The organism is Ruminococcus sp. AM31-15AC (assembly GCF_003462045.1).
Taxonomy (GTDB): Bacteria; Bacillota; Clostridia; order Oscillospirales; family Ruminococcaceae; genus Hominimerdicola; species Hominimerdicola aceti.
This window is the reverse complement of sequence record NZ_QTYG01000016.1, coordinates 1-26,749: the sequence shown is the minus strand read 5'-3', so window position 1 is coordinate 26,749 and position 26,749 is coordinate 1. Positions and strand designations below refer to the sequence as shown.

Here is a 26,749-nt window from a genome sequence, read left to right as displayed (position 1 = left end):
ATTCTGAAAGAGGAGAATGATATGGAATATTTGATCCCTTTGGCTATATTTGCCGCTTTGGGCATATTGGCAGGCGTTCTGCTGACGGTGGCTTCAAAGGTTTTTGCCGTTGAGGTGGATGAGCGTGTTGACGCTATCGCAGAAGCGCTTCCGCAGGCAAACTGCGGTGCTTGCGGCTTTTCAGGCTGTGCAGACTATGCCGACGCTATCGTGAACAAGGGTGCGGAATGTAACCTTTGCCGTCCTGGAGGCGAGGCTGCTGCAAAGAAGATAGCCGAGATAATGGGCGTTGAAGTGACTGTAACAGAGCCACAGGTGGCTTTCGTGCGCTGTTCGGGAGATTGCTCTCATACACCGCATAAATACGATTTTGACGGCATTCAGAGCTGTGTGGCGTGCAACAGGTTTTATGACGGAAGCAAGCTTTGCACAAGCGGCTGTTTAGGCTACGGCGATTGTATCAAGGTCTGCTCTCAGGGGGCAATATCTATCGTTGACGGCATTGCCGTTATCGACAAAGCAAAGTGCATGGGCTGTGGGCTTTGCGCAAAAGCCTGTCCAAATGGTCTTATCGCAGTGAGAAGGATCTCTCAGGCTGTGGATATCTGCTGTTCATCAAGAGATGTGGGCAGAGTGACAAGGTCTGTTTGTCCTAACGGCTGTATAGGCTGTAAGCTTTGCGAGAAAAACTGTCCGTCAGGTGCCGTTACAGTGCAGAACAACCACGCTGTTATCGACTATGACAAGTGTACAAACTGCGGAAAGTGTGCAGAGGTGTGCCGTGTCCACGCTATCAGGTCTATCATGGGCAAAAAAGTGGAAGTGCAGTAAAATATTTTGCTTCAAAGGCTCTCTTGACGTTTATGCGTCAGGGGAGCTTTTTTTGTGCCAAAAATACACAGCCAAATTTGTGCAGTGTTCACGAAAAGTTTAGCGTTTGTTGACAGATACTTATAAATGATTTATAATACTATTTGTACGAATAATTGTCAGCGGCAAGAAAAATATAGCCGAACTTTAAGGAGAACACAGAAGAATGAACATTAAAGACTACAGAATTATCAGTGAAAAAAACGTTTTCAGACGGATAGCGGCACTTTTGACAACGCTCTTGCTCGTTATCACAGTGATTCCAGAGGGCTTCTCTACGGCTATAACATCGGTGGCAGAAGCGGCAGATACGGCTGTGACAGGTGCGTATTTTGATACAGACGGCATGGAAATCGTCACTTATAACGTGGTTAATGACTTCGGTGCAGACAACACAGGAAACGCCATGACCGAAAAGCAGATACAGCAGGCACTTGACGCTGCACAGGAAAATTCAGGACAGGGCATTTTCACAAAGGTCGTGATACCAAAGGGAACGTATCTTATTTCTTCTGCACTTGTGGTATACAGCGATACTTGGATATACTGTGAAGAGGGCGTTGAGATAAAAAGGTGCATTTCCTATGGACCTATGCTCAGGTGCGATAATAATGGTATCGGCGGCTATGACGGCGTTAAAAATGTTATCGTCGAGGGCGGGCTTTGGAACGGAAACACAGACCAGTGGCCAAATACCGCAGATTTTTCAAATATCAGATTTGCACATTGCAGAAATATTCTTCTGAGAGATATGCACGTCAAAAATAACGAGAACGGTCATCATATGGAGATAGGCGGTGCGGCTGACGTCACCATAGAGGGCTGTACTTTTACAGGATATACAGGCTACAGGAAAAAAGAAGCCATTCAGCTTGATTGCATGAACAACAGCAGAGTTTTTGCAGGCTATGCGCCTTTTGACGATACATCATGCGAAAATGTGGTCATAAAGAATAATCTTTTCTCTGGCATTTGCAGAGGTCTTGGTTCTCATTCCGCCACTCTTGGTATCTATTACACAGATATCCTTATCAAAGGCAATGTTTTTGAGAATCTCGACGATATGGCAATGATAATGTACAATTACAAGAATTGTACCATAACAAATAACACTATCACAAACTGCGCAAGCGGTATAGAGTTCAAGGCAATGTCCAGCCTGCCTAACAACAATTTCAATCCTCCTGTGGTGAAGTCTATGGAGGAAGCAGTTGACGGCTTTGATGACGATGCAAACTCTGTTATTTCATCTAACACTATCTCTGTAAGCGGTGATGACGAATATGGCATTACAAGCGGCATACGCCTGACAGGGTATGAGGTCAAGGACAACGGTGTTATCCCTGACTATAATTTCAGAGTGGCAGGAGTAAAGATCGTCGAAAATCGAATCGAGAGCAACGGAACCACTATCGCACTTAATGACGCTGAGAATTGCAGTATCGAATCAAATATTCTCGTTACAAAGCAGGACGGTGTTAATTACAAGGATAAAAATGGTCTTACTCTCAACGAGTGCGACAATATAAAGATAACAGATAACTACATTTCAGGCTCAGCCAGAAACGGTGCTTCCCTTACTGACAGCTCAGGGAATACCCTTGAGAACAATACCATAGAAAACGTTGGAATGAACGGAATAAATATCTACAACGGCTCTGAGAACAATAGTGCAAGCTCAAACAGCGTAAATTCAGCGAAAAAGCATGGCATAGCAGTGGCTGCAAATTCTTCAGCTGTGATAAAGTCCAACAGCATTTCAAAGGCGGGGGACACGGGCATTCTTATTTATAACGGCTCAAAGGGCGAGTGCTCAGGCAACAAAGTTAAAAATGCCGTGGGGCATGGTATCGTGTTCAGCAAGAACGCTTCGGGCAAGGCAACCTCAAACACTGTTTCTGGCGCAGGCAAGCATGGTGTGCTTGTTACAGACCACTGCGGCAGTGTGGCTCTAAGTTTAAATAAGATATCAATCAGCAAGCAGAACGGCATTTGCGTGTCAAATTACAGCAGTTCTGTGAGTGTAAATTCAAACAGCATAAGTGGCTCAGGAAAAAGCGGCATAAGCGTAAGCTCTCACAGCAAGGCTTCGCTGAAAGACAACGCTGTGAACGGCTCAAAGTCTGCGGCAGTGTCAAAGAGCGCTGATTCTTCTATCAGCCTGCCGAGAGTATCAGGATTGTCTGTTAATTCTGTGAATAACACGGATATACAGATCAGCTTTTCTGGCAGATCAACTAACAAATGCGGCTATGAGATATACAGGAAAACAGGCGCAAAGGGAAAATATTCTGCCGTGGGGACGACTGCAAAAGGAAAGTTTACAGATGGATTTTTCAAGGCGAACACAGATTATTATTACAAAGTACGCTGTTATGAAAATGTGTCAGGCAAGAGGGTATATGGTAGATATTCCGATGAGATAAAGGTAAGATCAGCAACGAAAAGATCTGTCAAGAAGGCGTCTGTTAAGGTGTCAGATCAGGTGTGGACAGGTAAGGCGCTGAAGCCTGCTGTCACTGTAAAGGACGGAAATGTCACTCTCAAAAAGGACAGGGACTATACTGTAAGCTACTCTGCAAACAAGGGTATAGGCACTGCTAAGGTGACTGTCACAGGGAAGGGAAGCTACACAGGTAAGATAACAAAGACTTTCAAGATAAACCCACAGGGACAGAGCATTTCTGCCAAGGGTGACAAGAGCGGAAAGAAGATAGCGGTCACTCTTGCAAAGCACAGCTCAAATTCAGGCTATCAAGTGTCATATGCCGACAACAGTGGCTTTAAGAACAGCAAGTCCTTGTGGCTCAGCGGAAACTCAAAGAACAAAGGCACAATAAAAGGTCTTAAAAGCAAAAAGACATATTACGTCAAGGCAAGGATTATAAGACCATTGGCAAGACCAAAGTGTACGGCAAGTGGTCGGCTGTGAAGAAGGTAAGTATTTAGGGCAAAAAATTTTCCAAGCCGATTGACAAGGCTCTTATAATGTGGTATAATTCAAGATATGACAAGGAAGGTGAATATAATGACCAATGTTGTAAAGGGCGATCAGGTAAAGGATTCATACGGCAAGATCTATGATGTTATCGAAGTTCATGAGCATAATGTTATGGTGCTTGAGCCGGGTAAGCCATACTGGGAGCGTATCTGCATGGGACGTTTTGATTTCGACTCATATTTCAGAAGAGCAGATGAGCCTATGACAGATGATATGCCTCGTCCAATGGGCATCGATGAAGAAGATTTCGATGAGGACGAAGAGGAAGAAGAATAAGATTTATTGCGGTTGGCTTTTGTCAGCCGCATTTTTATTGCACAAAAACGCCACGGAGATATTCTCTCCGTGGCGTTTTTCTTTGGGCGGAATAGCCCCTTTTATGCTGTTTCTTCTGCGAAGTTTCCTGTGTAGAGCTGATAATACTTGCCCTTTTTGGCAATAAGCTCGTCATGTGTGCCACGCTCGATTATCCTGCCCTGCTCAAGTACCATTATGCAGTCTGAGTTTCTGACAGTTGAAAGTCTGTGGGCGATAACGAATGTTGTTCTGCCCTGCATGAGAGCGTCCATACCAGCCTGAACAAGACTCTCTGTTCTTGTGTCGATAGAGGAGGTAGCCTCGTCAAGGATAAGAACAGGAGGATCGCCGACTGCCGCTCTTGCAATGGCTATGAGCTGACGCTGACCCTGTGAAAGGTTCGAGCCGTCGCCTGTGAGAACAGTGTTGTAGCCGTCAGGAAGTCTTTCTATAAAGCCGTTTGCGTTTGCAAGCCTTGCGGCTGCCATACATTCCTCGTCGGTGGCGTCAAGGTTGCCGTAGCGGATATTTTCCATTACTGTGCCTGTGAAAAGGTGTGTGTCCTGCAAAACTATGCCGAGAGTTTTTCTCAGAGCAGGCTTCTTTATCTTTGTAATGTTTATTCCGTCATAGCGTATCTTGCCGTCCTGAATGTCATAAAAGCGGTTGATAAGATTTGTGATAGTTGTCTTTCCTGCGCCTGTTGAGCCAACAAAAGCTATCTTCTGACCAGGCTTTGCAAAAAGCTTTACGTCATGAAGAACTATCTTGCTGTCGTCATATCCGAAGTCAACACCGTCAAATACGACCTCGCCCTCCATTTTCTTGTAGTCAACAGTGCCGTCAGCCTGATGACGATGCTTCCAAGCCCATATGCCTGTACGCTCTTTGCATTCTTCAAGCTCACCGTTCAGGTTATATTTTGCATTAACGAACTCAACATAGCCCTCGTCTGTTTCAGGCTTCTGGTCGAGGAGGTCAAACACTCTGCCTGCGCCTGCGGTAGCCTGAACAACGAATGCCATTTGCTGGCTTATCTGTGTGATAGGCTGTGTGAAGTTCTTGTTAAGGGATACGAATGTTACGATAGTGCCGAGGGTAAGACCTGCATAGCCGTTTATGGCAAGGATAGCTCCCACAATGGCACAAAGCACATAGCTGAGGTTTCCGATATTTGCGTTTATCGGCATCATGATGTTAGCGTACTTGTTAGCTTCGTTTGCACTGACTCTCAGCTTGTCATTTATCTTTACAAAGTCTTCTATTGCCTTATCCTCGTGACAGAACACTTTTACTACTTTCTGTCCGTCAAGCATTTCCTCGATAAAGCCGTCAACTGCACCAAGGTCACGCTGCTGAGCTGCAAAGTGCGCTCCTGACTTTGAAGCGAGATCGTTGGTCACCTTTACCATTACAAATGCCATTGCGATAGAGAGTATGGTAAGAGGAATGTTGAGGACTATCATGGAAACGAGGGTGGATATAAGTGTTGCAAGAGAGTTTATAAGCTGAGGTATGCTCTGGCTGATAAACTGTCTGAGAGTATCAACGTCATTTGTGTATACTGACATGATGTCGCCATGCGGGTGTGTGTCAAAATACTTGATAGGAAGTGTTTCCATGTTGAGAAACAGATCATCTCTTATGTTTCTCAGCGTACCCTGACCGATGTTTACCATTATCCTGTTGTATGCGTATGAAGCCGCAATGCCCACAACGTATACTACAGCAAGACCGCCGAGAGCTTTTGCAAGTGGTGAAAAATCATGGCTGGAGGTCTTTAGCATCGGTGTGATGTAGTCATCAACAAGTGACTGTATGAACATCATTCCCGCAAGTGTGGTGACAGCCTGAATAAGTATGCACGCCACAACTATTATAAATGAGAATTTATAGTTTTTGAGCATATATTTCATTACTCTACCGAGGACTTTCATCTGGTCGCCTGACATTTTAGGCTTGCCGCCCATTTCTTTATTCATTGGCTTAGGCATTTAAGCTTCCTCCTTTCCTGCTGACTGAACGTCGAAATCTCCGCCGCCCTTTACCTGAGATTCATATATCTCACGGTATATCTCGTTTGTTTCAACAAGCTTTTCGTGTGTGTCAAAGCCGTTTACTTTTCCACCGTCAAGAACGATTATCCTGTCGGCGTCCTGAACGCTTGAGATCCTCTGTGCGATAATGAACTTTGTCGTGCCTGGGATAGACTTTGCGAATGCCGCTCTTATCTTTGCGTCTGTTGCAGTGTCTACTGCGCTTGTGGAGTCGTCAAGGATAAGAACCTTTGGCTTTTTAAGAAGCGCTCTTGCAATACAAAGTCGCTGCTTCTGTCCGCCTGATACGTTTGTACCGCCCTGCTCGATATAAGTTTCATACTTGTCAGGAAAGCGTTCAATGAACTCGTCAGCGCAGGCAGCCTCACAGGCTTCGATACACTCGGCGTCTGTGGCGTTTTCGTTGCCCCAGCGTAGGTTGTCAAGGATAGTGCCTGAGAAAAGCACGTTTTTCTGCAATACTACAGAAACCTGATCTCTCAGATATTCCATATCGTAATCTCTTACGTCCTTGCCGCCAACGCACACAGAACCTTCGTCAACGTCATAAAGACGGCTGATAAGATTTACAAGGCTGGTCTTTCCGCAGCCTGTTGAGCCTATGATGCCGATAGTTTCGCCAGACTTGATGTGCAGGTCGATATTGTTAAGCACCATTTTTCCGCTTCCATGCTTGTATGAGAAGCTTACATTGTTGAAGTCAACAGAGCCGTCTTTCATATCCTTTGCTGGGTTCTCACCGTTGTGAAGATCAGGTGTTTCCTTGAGTATCTCTGAGATACGTCTGATACTTGCTGTGCTCATTGATATCATAACGAATATCATAGAGAGCATCATAAGTGACATCATGGCGGAGATAACATATGTAAAAACAGATGAAAGCTCGCCTGTTTTCATAGTGCCTGCAACAACATTCTTTGCGCCAAGCCAGCTTATGAGCATTATGCAGGAGTAGATAACGAACATCATAACAGGGTTATTCAGTGCGATAAGGCTCTCAGCCTTTACAAACATCTTGTAGAGGTTGCCCGAAGCTTTCTTGAATTTCTTCTGCTCGAAGTCCTCTCTTACATATGCCTTTACAACTCTGATAGCCGATACGTTTTCCTGTATGCTTGCGTTAAGGTCATCATACTTTTTGAAAGCTTCTGTGAAAACTTTCATCGTCTTTTTAACGATGATTCCAAGAACTATGCCAAGAAGAACGATAGCTGCAAGGAATATAATGCTCATTGAGCCGCTTACTGCAAAGCACATTGCCATTGAGCAGATGAGCATTAGCGGCGCTCTCACTGCGATACGGATTATCATTTGGTATGCGTTCTGAACGTTTGTAACGTCAGTTGTCATTCTTGTTACAAGACCTGCGGTGCTGAACTTGTCGATGTTTGAGAACGAATAGGTCTGCACCTTGCGGTAGATAGCTTCACGAAGATTGCAGGCAAAGCCTGATGAAGCCGAAGCCGCATATTTTCCTGCAAGAAAGCCCGAAAGCAGGCTGACCATTGCCGCCACTACCATTACGCCACCAAAAATATAAACGTTTGTCATGTTGCCCTTTTCAATGCCGTCGTCGATTATCTTCGCCATTATAAAAGGCAGAAGCATTTCCATAAAGACCTCAAGTGCGGTAAAGACAGGGGTCAGAATGGAGTCCTTCTTGTACTGTTTGATCTGTGCTAGTATTTCTTTCAAGCCAGATCCCTCCTCTCGCTTATTTTTATATTGTATTGTCTATCATCTTTTTCTGGAGCCGTTCCATTTCGTCAAGCTCCTGATCTGTAAAATTACGGAAAGCCATTGTTTCTATCTTTTTAAGACAGTCGCAAATGTCCTGCTGGAGGGTATAGGCTTTCTCGGTTGCTATTATCTTCTTGTGACGCTCGTCATCATCACTGCCCTCATAGGAGAGATATCCTCCTGCACGGAGCTTTTTTATAAGTCCTGATACCGTCGCACGGGAAATATTCAGATCGTGGTGTATCGCCGTTGAGAAAACAGGCTCGCCATTATGTTCCATTATGTACATAAGCACATGGCTCTGAGCGGCGGTTATACCCTTGCCTGCGAGCATGGTGTTTATCTCGCATTCTATTTTCAGATGAATGTATTTGGAATACCGCAGAATGTTCTTTTTTCTGTTATCTGCCAAATTGTTCGCCTCCTTACATTTTTGTGCCTAACATTTTGCTTTAATTAATAATATCACACTTTTACTTGAAAGTGAAATACAAATATGTTATAATGAATAAAAGAATTTTATAGATTGCTATCAAATTTAATTTTTATTAAGAATTGTTTACCAAACGAAACAATTTGCGGAAATGAACAAACATAAAGGGGCGTTTTTTGTGAATACTGTACAATTGGAGTGCTTTTTGGCTGTGGCGCAGTATCTTAACTTTTCCAAGGCGGCGGAATCTGTGAGCATCACTCAGCCTGCGGTGAGCCACCAGATAGGTTCTTTGGAGGACGAGCTAGGGGTGAAGCTTTTCGTGCGAACGAGCAAGAGCGTTTCACTCACAAGAGAGGGTATAATGTTTATTTCAGACGCAGAGCAGATACTAAAAATAGCAGGCTCGGCAAAATTCAGGCTGTCAGAAAAGCCTGAGGACGAACCTGTGAGGATAAGCATAGGCTGTCACAATCAGGCGGAGCTGAACGTTTTGACTCCTGCCCTAAGAGAAATGTCCAGGCTTTATGATGATCTTTTGCCGTCAATACATATTCTGCCTTTCAAGTCTATAGACAATCAGCTTAAAGATCAGAAAATACAGCTTCTTCTGTCATTTAAAAGTCCTCATAAACAGCCTTTTGATTACACTGAGCTTTGCCGCTGTCCGCTCATGTGCCTTTGCACAAAGGATCACCCACTTGCGGCGGCTGAAAGCCTTGACATAGAGGACTTTTCAGGAAGACCGCTTTTCATAGAGCGGCACACCTGTCCTGAAGAGGTTTTCTCATTTCAGCACAAACTTCTTGCACAGGGAAATGTGGAAAAGATAACATTCTGCGGCGATTATGAAAGTGCTATCACAATGGCGGAGGCAGGGATAGGCTTTTTTGTCTACCCTATGATAGGGGAAACCTACAGAGGTCCGCTTAAATGTATCCCTATAAATGGCGTGAGGGAAGTGTCCTTCGGGGTGTATTATCTCAAGTCACAGCTTGAAAAGCAGGCAAAGGATATGATAAGGATATTGAAGAAAATATATGCAAAATAAAAGCACTGCATCGTGGAGATACAGTGCTGTGAGTGTTGCAAAGAAAATAATTAGTGGGCGACCTCAGGTCGCCCCTACACAAAATCGCATATCAATAAGTGGTAGGGGCGAACAGCGTTCGCCCGCAGTATTACATATCAAACAATGGGTACATAATTTCATTTTTATGACGCTTTCTGCAAGTATTCTTCAAGGCAGAGGCCATTTTCATACATTTCCTTTGCCGCCTTTTCGCCAACATATCTGTAGTGCCATTCTTCTGGAATAATACCGGTAATATCCTGCTTTTCGGCTGTGTAACGCTCTATAAAGCCATATTTGTAGCTGTTTTTGGCGAGCCAATCCCATACTTCCTGATTTGTAACTCTGCTGTCACCGCTTGCGATATCAACGCACAGACCAAGCTCGTGTTCGCTTGTGCCGGGCATTGCCACCCATTCTTCCGCATAGGCTTTCGCTTTTTTGTCGCTGTAGCCTATTTTCTGATAGTGTTCATATTTGCTCTCAAGTATGTCCTGCTGATCCTCTGCGGTGCGGAACGATGATGTGATAGTTGGATATATCCCTGCGAGCGTGCGTCATCAAACATTTTCTGAAGCTGTGGGTAAATGCGGCAGTCCACTGCCTGACCATTGTCAAGGGCGGTGAGTATCACTGAGCAATTATCGCATATAGGCGTGTCATTGTTCACCAATGTGAGCTGCCAGTCCTGCCGGGCATTATACTCTGCAAGCTGAGATGAAGTCACGCTGTCGTCATAGGTGTATTCCACTGATGCAGGTGTGAACTGCTTCTTGGGCTTCATATCAGGAATGTAATATCTGTATATAAGCAATGCCACAACCAAAATAATGATTGCAGTGGCGATTACGATATGCTTTTTGTTTTTCTTTGTCATAATGACCGCTCCTTTGCTTTTGCTGTATCAATGATACCATAATGAAGAGGTTTTCGCATGAGTATTAGCTTAATTGTTTCATAAGATTTTCTTAATGTGTCGGACTAGCGTTAAAATATTGTCGGTGATAACAAATTTTGCATGACGATTTGTGCATATCGACGATTTTATAGAAAAGGTCTTGACTTGGAGCTAACTCCAGGTAGTAAAATATAATTGAAAAATCAATAGGCAATATCACATAAACCCCATGTGGTGTTGTTAAAAGGAGAAAGCTATGACTATTTCTGAAGTTAGTGAGAAATACGGGCTTACACCCGATACACTGAGATATTATGAGCGTATAGGACTTATCCCGCCTGTGCCGAGAACGAAAAGCGGTCTTAGGGACTATGATGAAAGTTCATGCAATTGGATAGAGTTTATAAAGTGCATGAGAGGCGCAGGTCTGCAAATAGAAGCCCTTATAGAGTATGTTGCTTTGTATCAGCAGGGCGACAGCACTATCGAGGCAAGAAAAAATCTGCTTATAGAGCAGAGAAAAGATCTCCTTGAAAAGCAGGCTGAGATAGCTGCGACTATCGACAGACTCAACTATAAGATAGACAATTACGAAAAGATATGCGCTAAGGTCATAAAGTGACGGATAAGGTCTTGATACAAAGGACGGCAGTAAAATGCCGCCCTTTTTGTGTTGTTTTAACAGCCTTATCTGCGTTGACAAACAGCGGTTTTAATGGTATAATGGAATAGCTTACAGATTTGTGGGGATAATTTTGACAGAATGAAAAAAGGACGGTGCGCTATGGTAGTGAAAAATGTGGAGTTGCCTGAATACAGCGTGCTTATGTCTGTTTATGCAGGAGAGAAGCCTGAACATCTCAGGGCAAGTATCGAGAGTATGCTGTCACAGACCTATGTGACGAACGATTTTGTGCTTGTGTGCGATGGAAAGCTCACAAAAGAGCTTGACGAGGTCGTAGACTACTATGAGGAGAATTACGAGTGCTTTCACCCCATAAGGCTCAAGGAGAATGTTGGCACAGGAAGATGCGCTAACAGAGGTATAGACGCCTGCAAAAATGAGTATATAGTCAAAATGGACTCTGACGATATAGCTAAGCCTGACCGCTGTGAAAGGTCGCTTTATGCTTTGGCGAAGCACCCTGAGATAGATATGCTTGGGGCTTATATAGACGAGTTCGACAGTCAGACGGGCGAAGTGATAGCCACAAAGAAAACGCCGCTGACCAATAAAGAGATACACAAATATGCAAGGCGGAGAAATCCGTTCAATAATCAGACCCTTGTTTATAAGAAATCCCGTGCTTTGAGCGTGGGAGGTTACAGCAATATAAAACGCTGTGAGGACTATGAGTTCGTGGTGAAAATGCTTGCGGACGGCGCAAGGGGAATAAATCTTGACAAAACGCTTGTGATGTACAGAGTTACGGCGAACAATTATGAGAGAAGAAGAAACTGGGCGAACACAAAGTCCTTTGTGAATGTCAGGTGGAAGATATTCCGTATGGGATATTCAAACCTGTGGGACTTTATTGTTCCATGCACTTTTCAGTTTTTCATTTTCATAATGCCGAAATCGCTGACAGGCAAGATATATAAGAGGTTTCTTAGGGGATAATGGAGAGCCGCAAACGTATAATAAGACAGCACATAAAATCAGCACTGCAAAAAACGCTTTTGCCACTGTGCTACAAGCTGTCAAAGAAAAAGGATATAGACAAAAAGCTCGTTATCCTTGCAGACCTTAACAGCGTTTCTACTCCTGAGAGCATGGAGCTTATAAAAGCGGAGCTTCAAAGCCGTGGCTATAAGGTCAGGGAGATGTACTGCGACCTTTCAAGCTGTGGAATGGTCTCGGGGCTTAAATATATGATGAGCTTTATGAAAGCTTACGCAAATGCAAGGGCTGTGTTCATATGCAACTATTTTGTGCCTGTGACTTCCTGCAAAAAGCGTGAGGAAACGACAGTGGTTCAGCTTTGGCATTCCTGCGGAGCATTGAAAAAGTTCGGCTATGACAGCGAGGAGGATATATCTTCCCATTTCAAAGGCTCTGTTACAAGAAATTTTGACCTTATCACTGTGAGCAGTAAAGAGTGCGTAAAGGCTTTTGTGTCTGCGTTCAGGCTGAAAGAAGATATCGTAAAGCCCCTTGGCGTCAGCCGTACGGACGTGTTCTTTGATGAAAGCTACAACGAGCAGTGCAGACGTGAGTTCTTTGAGAGATATCCCGACTATAAGGGCAAGAAGATAGTGCTTTATGCGCCGACGTCAGGGGGAATGCTTTGGATTGTCATTGCGTGGGCGAGGAGTATGCCGCAGAGCTTGAAAAAAAGCTTGGGGAGGCTTGGAAAGTCGTTATAAAAATGCACCCCAGACTTCACAGCGGGCTGACTAACTGCGATATTGCTACAAACAGGCTCATGCCTGTGGCAGACGTGCTTGTGACGGACTATTCGTCGCTTGTGTTCGAGTATGCACTGTATAAAAAGCCGTGGGTGATATTTGCCCCTGATATAGAGAGCTACAGCAAGGGCAGGAGCTTTTATCTTGATTATAAAACAGATATGCCTGCGCCTTTGGTGACGGAGGGAGAGAAGCTTGCACAGGCTGTGCTTGATAGTGAAAAGAGCTTTGACCGTGAGGGAGTGGAGCGTTTCACGGAAAAATATATGTCTGCCTGCGACGGCAGGTCAACGGAAAGAATAATCGACAGCGCTTTGGGAAAAGAGCGTTTTTGACGGAGATGATAAAAATAGAAGGAAAAAAGTTTGATTGGTTCGGGCTTACCCAGATATTGAAAGAGCATAAGGGAAAGCTCAGACAGATAAGAATGTTGTCGGTGAACGAGCTGAAAAAGAAGTATAAGGGCGCGGCGTTAGGTCCGATTTGGGCGCTTATCAAGCCGACCTTTACCTTGTTTATACTGTGGTTTGCCTTTGAGATAGGTTTAAAAAGAAACGGTGGAGTGCATTTCATTAACGGAAAGTATACTCAGTTCGTTTTCATGCTCACCGGCTATGTGCCGTGGTTTTATATTTCAGAATGTATCGTTGGAGGATCGAGGTCAATAAGAAGCAACAAGCAGTTTGTAACAAAGCTGTCATTCCCTGTTTCAAATATCATGACCTTTACCTCACTTTCGGGACTTTATATCCACATTTTGCTGTGTGCTATAATGTATGTGGTGTTGCTGTGTCTGGGCTTTGGACCGAGCATTTACAATCTTCAGTTTATCTATTATGCGCTGATGATGTATTTTTTCTTCCTTGTGCTTTCGTGGATGACTGCTCCTCTAAGTGCGTTCAGCAAGGATTTTGAAAATCTTATAAACTCTATTATAACAGGACTTTTCTGGCTTTCAGGTATATTCTGGAACACATATGATATCTCACCTTTGTGGCTGAGAAAGCTTATGTATTTCAACCCAATAAACTATTTTGTAAACGGCTATAGAAAGAGCTTCCTTACAGACACGTTTATTTTTGATTCTAACTATACCACCGAAACTATGGTGTTCTATGCGGAGTTTATCTTTATGATATTCCTCGGAGCGCACACCTATAAGAAGTTCAGGAAGATACTTCCTGATGTTCTGTAACAAAGGCTGAAAGGAACTGACTTTTAAATGGAAAATCAAGCGACTGAGCCAATTATTGAATTTTTGGACGTAAAAAAAGAATACTTTTTATATAAAAACGAAAAGGCACGCTTTAAGGCTATTTTCACAAAAAACAGGGGAGTAAAGAAGCACCCTGCCCTTAAAGGCGTGAGCTTCAAGATATACCCAGGCGAGTCTGTGGGAATTATCGGAAAGAACGGTGCAGGAAAATCGACCATTCTGAAAATGATAACAGGCGTAAGCTTTCCAAACAGCGGCACTATCACTGTAAGAGGAAAGGTTGCCGCATTGCTTGAGCTTACAGCAGGCTTTTCACTGGATATGACGGGTATGGAAAATATCTATCTAAAGGGCTATCTGCTTGGTCTTAATGACGATCAGATAAAGGATATAGAGCAGGATATAATTGATTTTGCAGATCTTGGAGAGTATATCGACCAGCCTGTAAGAACATATTCAAGCGGAATGAAAATGCGTCTTGGCTTTGCTATCAATATAAATATAAAGCCTGATATCCTCGTTGTTGACGAGGCACTGAGCGTTGGCGACGCAGACTTTCAGAAGAAATGTCGTGATAAGATAAATGATGTTATCGCTACGGGCGTAACGGTACTGTTCGTTTCCCACTCACGCAAGGCTATCGAGGAAACTTGCACAAGGGCGATATTCCTAAAAGACGGCAAGGTGCAGGTGGACGGCACTGTTGAGGAAGCCTTTGACGCTTACGATAAGAAAAAATGATCATGAAAGCTTTTCGTTTTTTTTGACGGGAAGCTTTTTGTTTACACTTAATATGGTTGATATTTGATAAGTATATACAATTATCAATATTGAATTTTGTATAATAAATCATAGTCAAAAAGCTTTACAAAATCGCAAAAATGTGTTATAATAAGATATTATCGAAAGGAATTGATATTATGAATTGGGTTGAAATGGATATATATACCACAACAGAAGGCATCGAAGCAGTAACGGGAAGTCTGCTTGGAATGGGTATAAACGGCTTTGTTATCAAGGATGCAAAAGATTTTCAGGACTTTCTTGATGATAAGGACGGCAACTGGGATTATATAGATGATGACCTTATGGGTCTGAAAAACTGTGAAACTACAGTGACAGTTTATCTCCCTGAGAACGCTCAGGGTCTTGAAAATCTTGAAGCTATGAAGCTGGAGCTTAAAGCGCTCAAAAAGCGTGACGTGAACAATGAGTTCGGCAGGCTTGAATATGAGCTTAAAAACGTTAAGGAAGAGGACTGGGCGAACAACTGGAAGCAGTATTTCAAACCCCTTTGCGTTGGCGAAAAGCTTCTTATAAAGCCGTCATGGGAAAAGGTCGCTGAAGGCGAAAAGAGAAAGATACTTGAAATAGACCCTGCTTCATCTTTCGGCACAGGTCAGCATAACACAACCCAGCTTTGTCTGGAGCTTGTGGAGAAAAATCTCCATGAGGGCGACAGTATACTTGACCTTGGCTGCGGAAGCGGAATACTTTCTATCGGCGCATTGCTCCTTGGTGCTGAAAGTGCAACAGCGGTGGACGTTGACGAAAATTCTGTTAAGATAGCAAAGGAAAATGCAGAGAAAAACCATATAAGCGCAGAAAAGTATATAGCTTACTGCGGAAATATCATAGACGATAAGGCTCTGGTTGAGCAGATAGGCACAGGCTATGACCTGCTTTGTGCAAATATCGTGGCAGATGTTCTTATAGGCATGAGCGGCATTTTCGGTGGATTTATCAAAGACGGCGGAACGCTCATAGTTTCAGGAATAATCGACCAGAGAAAAGACGAGGTGCTTGACAGGCTTAAAGCAGAGGGCTTTGAGCTTATTGAGATAAGAGAAAAAGAAGACTGGGTGGCTGCGTCATTCAGGAAATAAGAGATGAAAGGACGGATCAAAATGCAGTTATTGTTTTTGGTTATCAAGAGAATCGAGTTAGTAGACGAAATCATGCGTTCGCTGGCACAGGCAGGCATAAGAGGCGGAACGGTCATTGACAGCGTGGGAATGGCGAAATCTATTTCTACAATGGATAATCTGCCTATGATCGGCGTTCTGAGATCTATTCTCAGCGGTGAGGACGCTGCACAGAAGGGCAAGACCATTTTCGTTGCCGTTGCAGACGATCAGGTAGATGTTGCAAGAAAGGCGATAACTGATGTTACAGGCGACCTTTCACAGCCTAACGCAGGCGTGCTTTTCGGTGTGCCGATCAGCTTTGCAGAGGGAGTAAATTAACACTTTATACAAGATAAAAAGCGTTGCACTTTTCATAGTGTAACGCTTTTTTTGGTGGATCAGTTTATTTTCATTTATGAAACTCTTAGAGAATAAAACAGATAAGTCCCGAACAGCCCTCGTTTATCATGCGCTCAATAGTTTCTTTTATCTTCATGCGTGCGTCCTCAGGAAGCTTTGAAAGCTTTGTGTGCAGACCCTCGCTCACAAGTTCGTGGAGTGACTTGCCGAAAATGTTTGACTCCCATATCTTTTCAGGTGATTCCTCAAAATCGTTGAGCATATAAAGCACAAGCTCCTCAGATTGCCTTTCCGAGCCGACGATAGGTGCGACCTCGGTGTTGATAGTGGTTTTCAGAAGATGAATAGCTGGTGCGGCGGCTTTGAGCCTTACGCCGTATTTTCCACCCTGCTTTATTATCTCAGGCTCATCAAGGGTCAGCTCGTTCATTTCAGGCATAACGATGCCGTAGCCTGTTTTCTCCATTTCATCAAGGGCAGAGCTGAATTTCGAGAAACGCTCTTTTATCTTCACAAGCTCCAAAATTCTCGGCATAAGGTCGTTTTCGTCCTTAATCTCAAGCCCTGTGCTTCGCCTATTATCCTGAAAAACAGCGCAGGGTCAAGCTCCACCTTTATGACAGCCGAGCCTTTTCCAAGGTCTATCTCAGCCACCGAACCAGATGATACCTGCTCACAGCAGCATATCTTCTCAGCACAGTCTGAGATGTCACGAAGATTTGTCACAGCCGAAGCCGCTTCCTTGATATGTCCGAAAACCGCTTCTTTCAGCCAGTGACCCTTGTCAAGAGAGTTTATCCATGAGGGCATTGAGATGTTTATCTCTTTCACAGGGAAAGAGTATAGCAGAAGCGTAAGTATCTCTTTTATCTCTTTTTCCGAAAGCTCCAAACAGTTTATAGGCATAACTGTAGTGCCGTATTTGTCGGAAAGCTGTTCGCAAAGGTTTTTTGCCTGCTGAGAGTAAGGCTCAGTGGTGTTCATAAGCACCACAAACGGCTTGCCTATCTGCTTCAGCTCGTCGATTATACGCTCCTCACATTCCTCGTATTCTTCACGGGGCAGGTCGGTGATACTGCCGTCTGTTGTCACCACAAGACCTATGGTGGAATGTTCTGTTATGACCTTTTGCGTTCCCACCTCAGCCGCCATGTTGAATGGAACTTCCGTGTCAAACCACGGTGTGACCACCATTCTCGGGGCTTCATTCTCTATGTAGCCTATGGCGCTTGGGATTATGTAGCCCACACAGTCTATCATTCGCACGTTGAAGCTTGCTCCGCCCTCTAGGGTGATGTTCACAGCTTCCTCAGGAATGAACTTAGGCTCGGTGGTCATGATAGTCTTGCCTGCGGAGGACTGGGGCAGTTCGTCAATGGCACGCTCCTTGCGGTAGTCGCTTTCAATGTTCGGTATAACGAACTGCTCCATGAACTGTTTTATAAAGGTGGATTTTCCCGTGCGGACAGGACCTACCACGCCTATATAGATATCGCCCCCCGTCCGTGTGGCAATGTCGGTGTAAATATCGTTTTTCATGTGTCTGTCCTCCTAGTTCATTAATGGGATAAGCAACATTCCCTGTTTTGATATTTTATCGTTGGTAAGCTCGTTTTCTTCAAGTATGGCTGTTATGGAAGTTGAATACTTTTTCGCTATCTCCCAGATATCGTCGCTCTCATTGCAGTAGCATATTTTCAGAGCGTATTTGTCATTTTTCTCTTTCGGCTTATCTGTGAGTACCCTAAGCTCTGATATCATAGTCCCTGTCTGTTGAATAGTCATTTCGCCGCCTATCTTGATATCGGCTTTAAGCTCCGCTGTTGTTTCGTCTGCAAGATAGTATGTGCAGTTTTCTATGCACAGGTCAGGGGATATGGATATCTCACCATTGACATTCTCCGGAAGGGGTATCTCATGCTCAAAAGGCGAATCGTTTTCAAGATAAAGGGGAGTGCCGTCCGCGTTCCTGCCGATAACACAGAACGTCACGCTTCCTGAAATGATAAAGCTTTCTTTTCCTCGTCAAGCCTTGATGTCACATTGGAAAGGGTCGCCCAACTGTCGTGAACACAGCGTATCTCGCCATCCTGGCAGGAAAGCTTTGCAGTAACACTGTGGCTGTCAGATAACTTTATGCTTTCGCTGTCAAGCTTGCTTTCACATCTTTCAGCCTCGCACTCAAAGCAGGTGGAATATGCGTCTGTGACTATCTCACAGGTGGAAAGCTTTTTGGCAACGCAGTTCACAAGAAGCACAAGCTCACATTCAAGTGTGCCGGAATCGTCAGACTTTGGTATGATATCACACCCCGCAGGGGTTATCCTCACGTCTGCGGTGAAAGTATCGTCAATGCCGTCTATGTCGATTATCTGTGAGAACGGCAGAGTAAACCGCATTGTTTCAGCGGTTTCTTCTCCATCGGTAGTTACGCAGGAGTAAAGCATCATTATCTCAGCGTCGCCCTTTGTCACAAGCTTGCCTGCTATCATTTTGTGTTCCTGTGGGATAATGCGGCAATCTGTCCGCAGGATAGTGCCAACAGGGGCTTTTGCCGCAGAAAGCTGCAATTCCTCTATTAGTGTGATACGCTTTGCTGCGGTAAGACGTTTTGCAGGGTATGTAACAGCCGCCTTTTTAAGCTGAATTCCGCAGCCGAATGCGTCTGTGACTATAGGCACAGTTACTTCGCCCGTCACATTTGCGTGGATAGTCACAGCACCCCTGATATCAAGTCTGCGCTGATTTACCACACGGCAGTTGACGTAATCGCATTTTGGCGTGAGCCATATCATAGGGTCGCCGCAATCCCCTTGCAGGTCGAAAGATTTTGTGTAGTTCATTTTCTGCTCGATGCAGTTTATCCGCTTGTCGTTCTGGCTGATGTAAAGCACTCTTATGAGCACTGCCATGTCAAAGCTGAGCTTTCCGCCGTTTATGGAATGGCTCTGTACTGTTGGCATGATAACGCATTTTAGTACCCTGAAAATATCGGGATAATAGTCGGGCAGCAGAAAATCCTTTTCCACAGCCTGCTCGCAGGAGGCGTCAAGGATAGTCCGTGTCATTGACAGCATCTCTCTGTTAAGCTTAAGATCCATAGTGTTCATCTTGTCTGTTTCCTCCTAAAAATAAACTGATCATACGATCGTAAAGGGCTTGTAATGCCCTGCTGAGAACATTATATTCACTTGGGACGGGTCATATTCTGAAAATCTCAGACAAATTTAATGTATTTTGTCGGCAGAGGCTTTTTCACACAGCGTAAAGGCTTTTCATAGACTAAGATATGTCATTGTATCTGACATAATACTGTCTGAAAGGAAACATATTAGTATGAATGGTCTACTTTGGGCTGCGGCAGGCACGGGCTTTACATTCTCTATGACGACGTTAGGTGCGGCTGTGGTCTTTTTCATGAGAAAAGAGGGGCAGAGCGAAAAGGTGCAGAAAGCCTTTTTAGGCTTTGCTGCAGGCGTTATGATAGCCGCAAGCGTGTGGAGCTTGCTTATCCCTGCCATAAACGAGGCGGAAGCTCTCGGCAGGATAGGCTGGATACCTGCCGCAGGGGGCTTTGCACTAGGTGTGCTGTTTCTTATGGTGCTTGACAAGGCAATGCCTTATTTTCTACCTGAGCCTGAAAGGGAAGAGGGCGTCCGCAGGGGACTAAAGCGTTCGGGAATGCTTATTTTCGCTATCACACTGCACAATATCCCTGAGGGCATGGCAGTAGGTCTTGCCTTTGCGTTGGCGGCACATAATGACAGCTCGGTACTGCTGGCTTCTGCTATCGCACTTGCCATAGGCATGGGAATACAGAACTTTCCGGAGGGTGCGGCTATCGCACTGCCTCTGAGGCAATCGGGCATGAGCAGGGCGAAAGCATTCGGCCTTGGCACTCTTTCAGGAATTGTTGAGCCTGTTTTCGGACTTCTCACCGTTCTTGCCGCAGGTGCTGTCCAACCGCTTCTTCCGTGGCTTCTTGCCTTTGCCGCAGGAGCAATGCTCTATGTGGTGGTGGAGGAGCTTATCCCCGAAGCACATCTGGGGGAAGGTCACATGGGAACAGTTGGCGTAATGCTAGGCTTCTTGCTTATGATGATACTTGATGTGGCACTAGGATAAAAAGGCATATTTGTTAAAAACTGTGGTGAAATTTTTCGCCGCAGTTTTTTTGTTGTGATAACGCACAAGTATCGTGCGCTGACTTTGTGAGTTATTGCTTTCGTCTTTTTGACGTTTTTCGGTTGACAAATGGGGCGTGATTTGGTATAATTGAATATGTGTAAAATATGTTCTGCAAAAAAAGATAAAAGGAACAAAAAGAGAGCAGCGATAACCCTAAGACAACGAAAGGACAGATGAGAATTGACAAAGATCACTCGCACCTTTATTGCCTCTGCAGCGGCGTGTTTACTCGCCATTATGCTTATGACAGTAAGGTGCTTTGCTTATGACTATTCCACTATCACCGGCACAAAAGCCAGCGGAGCGGAAATAAGCGGATATTCGGGAGCGCTTGAAGTGAATGTTGTTGACTTCGGCGCAGACAAAAAGGGAAAGAAAGACTCCTCAAAGGCGATACAGAAAGCCCTTGACTATGCCATTGACAACGGCTCAAACTCTGTGCAGATAAAGGTCGTTGTGCCAAAAGGCAAATACAGGATAGACAAGCTTTTGGAGATATATTCAAACACTTGGCTGTATCTTGAGGACGGAGCGACTATCGTCAGAAATTTTGACAAGGGCTGTATGATAAAGAACGCTCAGGCAAATGGTGCAGGCGGATATGGCAGCGAGAGAAATATCGTTATCGAGGGAGGCTGTTGGGACGGCAACCCTTCGTCTACTTCAAGACCATTTTCTAATATGAGATTTGGTCACATGAAAAACCTTTGGATAAAGAACGTTGAGATAAAAAACAATTACAATGGTCATCATGTTGAGATAGGCGGTGTAAAGGGCATCACTATTGAGGATTGCGATTTTCATGGTTATACGGGAACATTTCAGAAAGAGGCTATTCAGCTGGATACCATAAGTAACAGTGATGTTTTCCCGGCGTATGAGCCTTTTGATGATACCCCTTGCGACAATGCTGTAATAAAGAACAACAAATTCCATGACCTTATAAGAGGTCTTGGCTCACATTCAGCTTGTCTTGGTGTATATTATACTAATACACTTATATCAGGCAACTCATTTTATAATATGAGCGGAACGGCTATCGTACTTATTAATCATAAAAAATGTATAATCGAAAACAACACTATGAAAAACGTTGGCTGTGCCATAGATTTCAAGTACATGACCGATTATGAAAATGCAAATTTCCATGTGCCTAATTCAGGCTATGCAGGCATAAAGGATCGCCTTGACGATAATGCCAACACCATAATAAGAAACAACGACATAACTGTTGTGGGTACATATTATTATCCAGAGCCGTATGCGATACAGATATTCGGCAAAAAGCTTGAAAAGTCATATTCACACCCTGATTACAACTACACTGTAAAGGGCGTGAAGATAGTAGACAACACTATAAAAACAGCTGGTTCAGCAGTAAGGCTTACAGACGTTTCGGGAATTTTCATAGGTTCTAACGATATAAGCTATGACTATGACAGATATAATTATTCCATGGATCTTATATGGCTCAGCGAATCGTCACAGGTGACTGTGACCAAAAATAAGCTTACAGGCACAAAGCAGAACAGCGTTTATATAAGCGGTGGTTCAGGCAATGAGGTAAGCTCAAATACCATTAAAAAGCCAGGCGTGTCGGGAGTTTATGTTTCAGGCGGTTCTGATAAAAATACCATATCAGGCAATACTATAACCTCCGCAGGCTCCAACGGCATAAAGATAACCAAAGAAGCTAAGGCAGATGTGAGAAAAAACACTGTTAAGAAGTCTAAAAATCACGGACTTATATTCACTGGCGGAAGCGGTAAGGCTTCTGACAATATCCTTGAAGAAAACGGTCTTAGCGGTCTGATGGCTGATAACAGCGCTTCTGTGGAGTTTTTCAACAACACCTGCAATAAAAATAAAGGCTACGGAATAAAAGCTAATAAGAAATCTCAGGTTAAAATAAGCGGAAACAGCTTTGCTGACAACAGCAAGGGCGATATTTACGTCACAGGCAGTGCGGCAGTGCTTCTGAACGCACCTGATAACGTAAAGTCGCAGGATATCTGCTCTGATAAGCTCACTTTAACATGGGACGAGGTGTCGCAGGCTGACGGCTATTATGTTTACAGAAAGACCGACGCTGAGGACGCAGAGTTTGAGCAGATAGCAACTGTAACAGACGGCACTTCATTTACAGACTATGGACTTGTTCCAAAAACAAGATATGTTTATAAAGTGAAAGCTTTTCTTGATACTGTTGACAGTGTCCAAGAGGGAAGCGACAGTGCGGATATGAGCATAAAAACAAAGCTTACTATTGTGGGCTGTACCACAAATATGCGTGGCTCTATGTCATACACAGGCAAGGAGAGAACACAGATATTTGACGTTTTTGTTGGCGGCGAAACACTTATTCCTGATGTTGATTATAGAACAGTTTACTCTGACAACGTGAACGTTGGAACTGCAAAGGTGACGGTTATAGGCATGGGTCAGTATTGCGACTCGGCTGATTTTCAGTTTGACATAACGCTAAAGTCTGATAATGTAATGGTCATAAAGCCGCAGGAGCTTAACAGCAAGTCTATCGTTACGGGCAAGCCTACAATGAAAGCCCAGGGCTATGAGGTAGCAGAAGCGGTCAAGGATAAGCTTGACCACACCTCTCACAGCGAGCCTGCCATAGTGGTGAACTACAATTCACCTTCACAGGTCATTGCAAAGGCGAGAGCAAATATGCTGGATCTTAGAGTGCGCTCATATCGTGAGCTTACAGGGGAAACTATTTACGGCGCTTGGCTGTAAAATATAAAAATTGGCATAATAAAACACGGCTGATATTTTTTTCAGCCGTGTTTTTTTTGTATGTCTTTATTCTTTCCTTACTGTGGTGTCTGCTGAACGTCCTGCATTTGCGGAGCAAAATTTGCAAGGGAATAGAGCCTGTTCATGAAATCACCGTCAACAAAGAGTTTGTTCACGAGAACCTTTGTGTCAGGGTTCTTGTTCTTAGGATTGATAGTCTGCTGATATACTGTGAGATAATTCTCATTGCCTGACTTGCTAACATAGCAATCTATCACCATATATGTAGGCAGGAATTGAGTAACAGCCGTCTGATAATCAAAAAGCGTGTAAGGGCTTTGCTCCATTGAAACCTTAAATGACTTTATGTCCTCAGGCACCATGAATTTGTATGCACCCTTGAGGTTTTTGTATTCTGCCCAATCGTCCTCAGACTCGATAAAAGGCTCTTTTGACTTGATTCTCACGCCGCCCACAAGGAAAGCCAGCAGAAGGATAAATTCACTGCCCCATACTATCCACAGGATCGTGCCGTTCACAAGCGAGCCGTTATCTTTTGATGAATGTGATGACTTGTAAGACCAGCGACCCTCCTTGTTGATAGACTTTATATCATTCCAAAGGTCAGACGGGTGTGCGATTATGTCAAAAAGTCCTGTTTTATCATAATCTCTGTAATCATAAGTGTAGTCATATGCGTTCATGGTGTATGACTTTTCAAGGCTTTTCTGTGCGGATTTTTTATCCTTGCCAAGAAGCTTGTCAAGCTCGAAAAACTGCCATACAGACTTTTTCTGCATGGTGGCAATGTCCTCGTCTGAGAAATCGCCTGTTGAATCGTTGCTGAAAAGATCATATGCCTTGGTCTGGTGATAAAAGTCATAATAATCACCGAAGCCGTCTGTGTTTTCATCGAAAAGCATATTCAGCTCGTCATAATAATCATAGGCTGTGTATTCACCCATAAGCTCATAGCCATATTTTTTCAGATCGTTGTAATCATACAGCGCCCATTTAAAATATGAGGCAAATAAAAAGCCCACTACTGCACAGGCAACTGCCACAACTGTGTTTCGCATTTTGAATGCTCTGACTATCTTTCCTCCCACAAAGCCAAGTGCGCATGACACCGCTATTGCAGCGATAACATTGAGATAGATGATAGTACACCAGCCCTCAAAAAGCAGATAGAGCCAGAAAAGCAATCCACCGCATACTGCCGTTGCAAGCACCATGAGCAATGCTCCAATTGGGCTGAATTTGCCCGACTCTTTGTAATGTTTGTGTTCTCCCATTTAAAATACCCCCTTATATACTTCAGGCGTAAGCCATAAAAAATTATATCACAAATTTAAAGATTTTTCAATAGTTTTGCTGAATTTATGCAGGCATAAAGAGAAATTTTTGTGGAAAACTATTTGCAGTTATGAAAGGAGCGAACTTAGATGATAGAAAAGGATACAATAAAGCTTCTCAGGGAGTGCGATGCAGGAATAAAAATGGGCGTGCAGTCTATTGAGGATTCGCTGAAATACACTTCAAACGGAGAGCTAAAGCGAACGTTAGAGAAAAATCTTGCAGGGCATGTGGAGATACAAGAGAAGCTTCAGGGACTTTTAAATTCATATCATGACAGCGGAAAAGAGCCGCCTGCTATGGCAAAGGGCATGGCATGGCTTAAAACCAACTTCAAGCTTGCGGCAGAGAGCAGTGACGACGCTGTGGCAGATTTTATAACAGACGGCTGTAATATGGGCGTGAAGTCCCTGTCTGGTTATCTCAACAATTATAAGGCGGCAGACGAGAAGTCCAAGAACATTGCCAAGGAGCTTATATGTCTTGAGGAACGCCTTTCTGTAGACATGAGAGGATATCTCTCTGCAAAATAGGCATGAAAAAGGCAGCCGTGGAGTTTTTCCTACACGGCTGCCTTGATTTTATTTAGATACAACGCAGTTTTTGCCCTGATTTTTGCCCTTGTATAGCAGCTTATCCACTTTTGAGATACCCTCGTCATAGTTTTCGTTCGGAGTCACTGAGTAAACTCCAAAAGTCATGGATATATTGAAACTTCGAGAATTTTCCTTAAATGTACACTCATGTATTTTCTGGCAAATGCTCTTTGCTATCTTCTCACAGCTTTCTGTGTCTGTATTTGGAACAACGAATAGTATTTCCTCACCGCCCCAACGGCACACATAGCCCTCGCTAGGCACGTTTCCAGCTATAACATCTGATACCGCTCTAAGTACCTTGTCACCGACTTCGTGACCATATGTGTCATTAACGTGCTTGAAATCATCGATATCGCCCAAACACATAGAATATACGCTGTTTGTCCTGCGGCTGTTGCTTTCTATCTTTTTGATAAAATCCATCATGGCACGGCGATTGAAAAGCTGAGTGAGTGGGTCGATAGTGGCGAGCTTTTGAAGCTTTTCGTTCTGTGCTTTTGCTTCACGCTTGTTATGCTCATTTGTGAAAATGTATATGGAAGATACATAGATAATTATAATAAAGCTGCATAGAGTATTGTAAATGTATAAGATATTCTCTCTGTTGGTATCAAAGCTGTAAGGTGCGACCCTGTTTGTGACTATGATACGCATGACTATGAACACAACAACATCAAAGGACGAAAGTATATATGGTATCGCTTTCCTGTTTTGTGAAATGAAAAATGGAATAGGTATTATACACAGCATTATCTGCGTAAATCCTGCTGACCAGCCTATGTAATAAGCACCCATGCAGGCGTGTACTATTATCTCGCCAAGCACAAGGTAAGTAAATGACATTTTGCCTATCTTCTTAAAATGAAGCAGGAAATACATCACTGCATAGAATGCTACGCTGAAATAGTTATAATATACCATTTGGTATACTCCGAACCGATAAAACAGCACAAGATATATTATATGACCTAACAGCAGTATGATATCACCATAGCGATATATTTCCTCTGCGGTGAACATTCCCGCAAAGAGGTTTATTTCTTTTTTTATTTTCATACATTTGTTTCTTTCTTTGATATTTGGTTTGATGTTATAAACAAAATCACTTTACTTTAACAGATATATTATATACTATTTTAAACGTTTTTGCAAGACTAAATTTGTACAAATTATCATGATGATTTTGTAGGTGCTAGCCTAAAAAGTGCGAAAAATGGCGCTTTTTTGTTGCTTTTCATAGAGCACATAAATCATATTATATTGATATGAACAATATGAAAAAATATAGTGAAAAAAATATTGCCGGCAAGCCATGGTGTTAGTTTGTCAATGATATTGGACACGATAGTTATTGAAGAATTCGATAGGCGAAAGCCAGTTTAAAGGACGCATAGGACGATTGTTTGTCCTCTTTAAACGTGCAGCTAGCTGCACGTTTAAATCTTCACAGGAATAAAAACTATGGCAATTATAGAATTTGTTGTGATCTTCACGGTGGCTTCTTTCAACCTTGCCATTGTGCCGTGGAGTATATGGACGTATAAGCTTATGCCTTACTCCCAACTTTTCTAATGTCGCCTCAAAAAGCGTCT

Annotated in this window: 25 protein-coding genes and 1 pseudogene; 15 read left to right on the top strand and 11 right to left on the bottom strand. The window is 43.6% G+C overall.

Annotated features, from left to right (window positions below):
- Positions 1-21: 21 nt before the first annotated feature.
- From DW793_RS06455 to DW793_RS06445, 3 genes are all read left to right on the top strand, one after another.
- On the top strand, positions 22-831 hold the full coding sequence (locus DW793_RS06455; RefSeq protein WP_118157402.1) for an RnfABCDGE type electron transport complex subunit B: 810 nt from the start codon (positions 22-24) through the stop codon (positions 829-831).
- Positions 832-1,036: 205 nt separating this feature from the next.
- Positions 1,037-3,802 (top strand): right-handed parallel beta-helix repeat-containing protein, encoded by a 2,766-nt coding sequence (locus DW793_RS06450; RefSeq protein WP_118157401.1) that lies wholly within the window; start codon positions 1,037-1,039, stop codon positions 3,800-3,802.
- 96 nt (positions 3,803-3,898) lie between these two features.
- On the top strand, positions 3,899-4,147 hold the full coding sequence (locus tag DW793_RS06445) for a hypothetical protein (protein ID WP_022288495.1): 249 nt from the start codon (positions 3,899-3,901) through the stop codon (positions 4,145-4,147).
- A 101-nt stretch (positions 4,148-4,248) separates the two neighbouring features.
- Here the strand turns inward: DW793_RS06445 and DW793_RS06440 are convergent, their stop codons facing one another.
- The 3 genes from DW793_RS06440 to DW793_RS06430 are packed head-to-tail and all read right to left on the bottom strand — an operon-like array spanning position 4,249 to position 8,377.
- Positions 4,249-6,150: an ABC transporter ATP-binding protein gene (locus tag DW793_RS06440; RefSeq protein ID WP_118157420.1), complete on the bottom strand. Its 1,902-nt coding sequence runs from the start codon at positions 6,148-6,150 to the stop codon at positions 4,249-4,251.
- A gap of 12 nt (positions 6,151-6,162) precedes the next feature.
- Positions 6,163-7,920: an ABC transporter ATP-binding protein gene (locus DW793_RS06435; protein ID WP_118157400.1), complete on the bottom strand. Its 1,758-nt coding sequence runs from the start codon at positions 7,918-7,920 to the stop codon at positions 6,163-6,165.
- A 25-nt stretch (positions 7,921-7,945) separates the two neighbouring features.
- Positions 7,946-8,377 carry a MarR family winged helix-turn-helix transcriptional regulator gene (locus tag DW793_RS06430; RefSeq protein ID WP_022288492.1) on the bottom strand — a complete coding sequence of 144 codons (432 nt, stop codon included), beginning with the start codon at positions 8,375-8,377 and terminating at the stop codon, positions 7,946-7,948.
- 199 nt (positions 8,378-8,576) lie between these two features.
- Here DW793_RS06430 and DW793_RS06425 point away from each other — a divergent pair, with 199 nt between their 5' ends.
- On the top strand, positions 8,577-9,449 hold the full coding sequence (locus DW793_RS06425; protein ID WP_181988306.1) for a LysR family transcriptional regulator: 873 nt from the start codon (positions 8,577-8,579) through the stop codon (positions 9,447-9,449).
- Between the two features lie 164 nt (positions 9,450-9,613).
- Here the strand turns inward: DW793_RS06425 and DW793_RS06420 are convergent, their stop codons facing one another.
- Positions 9,614-9,961, bottom strand: a complete 348-nt coding sequence (locus DW793_RS06420) for a M15 family metallopeptidase (RefSeq protein WP_252969710.1) — start codon at positions 9,959-9,961, stop codon at positions 9,614-9,616.
- On the bottom strand, positions 9,925-10,347 hold the full coding sequence (locus tag DW793_RS06415) for a hypothetical protein (protein ID WP_118157397.1): 423 nt from the start codon (positions 10,345-10,347) through the stop codon (positions 9,925-9,927). The genes DW793_RS06420 and DW793_RS06415 overlap by 37 nt, the downstream gene beginning before the upstream one ends.
- Before the next feature lie 277 nt (positions 10,348-10,624).
- Between DW793_RS06415 and DW793_RS06410 the strand changes: the two genes are divergently transcribed.
- The 8 genes from DW793_RS06410 (at position 10,625) to DW793_RS06375 (ending at position 16,239) form a co-directional block, all read left to right on the top strand.
- On the top strand, positions 10,625-10,990 hold the full coding sequence (locus DW793_RS06410; protein WP_117859077.1) for a MerR family transcriptional regulator: 366 nt from the start codon (positions 10,625-10,627) through the stop codon (positions 10,988-10,990).
- 162 nt (positions 10,991-11,152) lie between these two features.
- The gene (locus tag DW793_RS06405) at positions 11,153-11,989 is read left to right on the top strand and encodes a glycosyltransferase (protein ID WP_022288487.1); all 837 of its coding nucleotides are present in this window, start codon (positions 11,153-11,155) and stop codon (positions 11,987-11,989) included.
- Positions 11,989-12,735 carry a CDP-glycerol glycerophosphotransferase family protein gene (locus DW793_RS06400; protein ID WP_118157396.1) on the top strand — a complete coding sequence of 249 codons (747 nt, stop codon included), beginning with the start codon at positions 11,989-11,991 and terminating at the stop codon, positions 12,733-12,735. Before DW793_RS06405 ends, DW793_RS06400 begins: the two co-directional genes overlap by 1 nt.
- Positions 12,657-13,112, top strand: a complete 456-nt coding sequence (locus DW793_RS06395) for a CDP-glycerol glycerophosphotransferase family protein (protein WP_118157395.1) — start codon at positions 12,657-12,659, stop codon at positions 13,110-13,112. The genes DW793_RS06400 and DW793_RS06395 overlap by 79 nt, the downstream gene beginning before the upstream one ends.
- Before the next feature lie 5 nt (positions 13,113-13,117).
- Positions 13,118-13,972 (top strand): ABC transporter permease, encoded by an 855-nt coding sequence (locus DW793_RS06390; RefSeq protein WP_147338624.1) that lies wholly within the window; start codon positions 13,118-13,120, stop codon positions 13,970-13,972.
- Between the two features lie 27 nt (positions 13,973-13,999).
- A complete protein-coding gene (locus tag DW793_RS06385; RefSeq protein ID WP_118157394.1) occupies positions 14,000-14,734 on the top strand; it encodes an ABC transporter ATP-binding protein in 735 nt (244 codons plus the stop codon).
- Between the two features lie 179 nt (positions 14,735-14,913).
- Positions 14,914-15,879: a 50S ribosomal protein L11 methyltransferase gene (gene prmA, locus DW793_RS06380; protein WP_118157393.1), complete on the top strand. Its 966-nt coding sequence runs from the start codon at positions 14,914-14,916 to the stop codon at positions 15,877-15,879.
- Positions 15,880-15,900: 21 nt separating this feature from the next.
- On the top strand, positions 15,901-16,239 hold the full coding sequence (locus DW793_RS06375) for a hypothetical protein (protein WP_022288482.1): 339 nt from the start codon (positions 15,901-15,903) through the stop codon (positions 16,237-16,239).
- Positions 16,240-16,324: 85 nt separating this feature from the next.
- Here the strand turns inward: DW793_RS06375 and spoIVA are convergent.
- The 3 genes and pseudogenes from spoIVA to DW793_RS06360 all read right to left on the bottom strand — a co-directional run bounded on the left by spoIVA (position 16,325) and on the right by DW793_RS06360 (position 19,370).
- Positions 16,325-17,799, bottom strand: a pseudogene (spoIVA, locus tag DW793_RS06370) (stage IV sporulation protein A).
- A 12-nt stretch (positions 17,800-17,811) separates the two neighbouring features.
- Positions 17,812-18,252: a LysM peptidoglycan-binding domain-containing protein gene (locus tag DW793_RS06365; protein ID WP_118157392.1), complete on the bottom strand. Its 441-nt coding sequence runs from the start codon at positions 18,250-18,252 to the stop codon at positions 17,812-17,814.
- Positions 18,249-19,370, bottom strand: coding sequence for a DUF3794 domain-containing protein (locus DW793_RS06360; RefSeq protein ID WP_118157391.1), 1,122 nt, complete (start codon positions 19,368-19,370; stop codon positions 18,249-18,251). Before DW793_RS06360 ends, DW793_RS06365 begins: the two co-directional genes overlap by 4 nt.
- Before the next feature lie 226 nt (positions 19,371-19,596).
- On the opposite strand from DW793_RS06360, the gene DW793_RS06355 reads away from it, so the two are divergent.
- On the top strand, positions 19,597-20,385 hold the full coding sequence (locus DW793_RS06355; RefSeq protein ID WP_118157390.1) for a ZIP family metal transporter: 789 nt from the start codon (positions 19,597-19,599) through the stop codon (positions 20,383-20,385).
- Positions 20,386-20,628: 243 nt separating this feature from the next.
- The gene (locus tag DW793_RS06350) at positions 20,629-23,202 is read left to right on the top strand and encodes a right-handed parallel beta-helix repeat-containing protein (RefSeq protein ID WP_118157389.1); all 2,574 of its coding nucleotides are present in this window, start codon (positions 20,629-20,631) and stop codon (positions 23,200-23,202) included.
- A 77-nt stretch (positions 23,203-23,279) separates the two neighbouring features.
- Here the strand turns inward: DW793_RS06350 and DW793_RS06345 are convergent, their stop codons facing one another.
- Positions 23,280-24,497, bottom strand: a complete 1,218-nt coding sequence (locus DW793_RS06345) for a hypothetical protein (protein WP_118157388.1) — start codon at positions 24,495-24,497, stop codon at positions 23,280-23,282.
- Positions 24,498-24,647: 150 nt separating this feature from the next.
- Between DW793_RS06345 and DW793_RS06340 the strand changes: the two genes are divergently transcribed.
- Positions 24,648-25,091 carry a hypothetical protein gene (locus tag DW793_RS06340; protein ID WP_022288477.1) on the top strand — a complete coding sequence of 148 codons (444 nt, stop codon included), beginning with the start codon at positions 24,648-24,650 and terminating at the stop codon, positions 25,089-25,091.
- A gap of 48 nt (positions 25,092-25,139) precedes the next feature.
- Here the strand turns inward: DW793_RS06340 and DW793_RS06335 are convergent, their stop codons facing one another.
- A complete protein-coding gene (locus tag DW793_RS06335) occupies positions 25,140-26,213 on the bottom strand; it encodes a GGDEF domain-containing protein (RefSeq protein WP_118157387.1) in 1,074 nt (357 codons plus the stop codon).
- A 270-nt stretch (positions 26,214-26,483) separates the two neighbouring features.
- Positions 26,484-26,749, bottom strand: a 266-nt coding sequence (locus tag DW793_RS06330; RefSeq protein WP_147342171.1) for an integrase core domain-containing protein, incomplete at its 5' end; no start/stop codon positions are given.

Coding starts and splice junctions, on each gene's coding strand:
- DW793_RS06390 (WP_147338624.1), top strand. CDS start 13,118: ATGATAAAAATAGAAGGAAAAAAGTTTGATTGGTTCGGGCTTACCCAG.
- DW793_RS06345 (WP_118157388.1), bottom strand. CDS start 24,497: ATGGGAGAACACAAACATTACAAAGAGTCGGGCAAATTCAGCCCAATT.
- prmA (WP_118157393.1), top strand. CDS start 14,914: ATGAATTGGGTTGAAATGGATATATATACCACAACAGAAGGCATCGAA.
- DW793_RS06360 (WP_118157391.1), bottom strand. CDS start 19,370: ATGAACACTATGGATCTTAAGCTTAACAGAGAGATGCTGTCAATGACA.
- DW793_RS06340 (WP_022288477.1), top strand. CDS start 24,648: ATGATAGAAAAGGATACAATAAAGCTTCTCAGGGAGTGCGATGCAGGA.
- DW793_RS06385 (WP_118157394.1), top strand. CDS start 14,000: ATGGAAAATCAAGCGACTGAGCCAATTATTGAATTTTTGGACGTAAAA.
- DW793_RS06415 (WP_118157397.1), bottom strand. CDS start 10,347: ATGACAAAGAAAAACAAAAAGCATATCGTAATCGCCACTGCAATCATT.
- DW793_RS06405 (WP_022288487.1), top strand. CDS start 11,153: ATGGTAGTGAAAAATGTGGAGTTGCCTGAATACAGCGTGCTTATGTCT.
- DW793_RS06440 (WP_118157420.1), bottom strand. CDS start 6,150: ATGAATAAAGAAATGGGCGGCAAGCCTAAAATGTCAGGCGACCAGATG.
- DW793_RS06375 (WP_022288482.1), top strand. CDS start 15,901: ATGCAGTTATTGTTTTTGGTTATCAAGAGAATCGAGTTAGTAGACGAA.
- DW793_RS06355 (WP_118157390.1), top strand. CDS start 19,597: ATGAATGGTCTACTTTGGGCTGCGGCAGGCACGGGCTTTACATTCTCT.
- DW793_RS06335 (WP_118157387.1), bottom strand. CDS start 26,213: ATGAAAATAAAAAAAGAAATAAACCTCTTTGCGGGAATGTTCACCGCA.
- DW793_RS06410 (WP_117859077.1), top strand. CDS start 10,625: ATGACTATTTCTGAAGTTAGTGAGAAATACGGGCTTACACCCGATACA.
- DW793_RS06445 (WP_022288495.1), top strand. CDS start 3,899: ATGACCAATGTTGTAAAGGGCGATCAGGTAAAGGATTCATACGGCAAG.
- DW793_RS06400 (WP_118157396.1), top strand. CDS start 11,989: ATGGAGAGCCGCAAACGTATAATAAGACAGCACATAAAATCAGCACTG.
- DW793_RS06450 (WP_118157401.1), top strand. CDS start 1,037: ATGAACATTAAAGACTACAGAATTATCAGTGAAAAAAACGTTTTCAGA.
- DW793_RS06455 (WP_118157402.1), top strand. CDS start 22: ATGGAATATTTGATCCCTTTGGCTATATTTGCCGCTTTGGGCATATTG.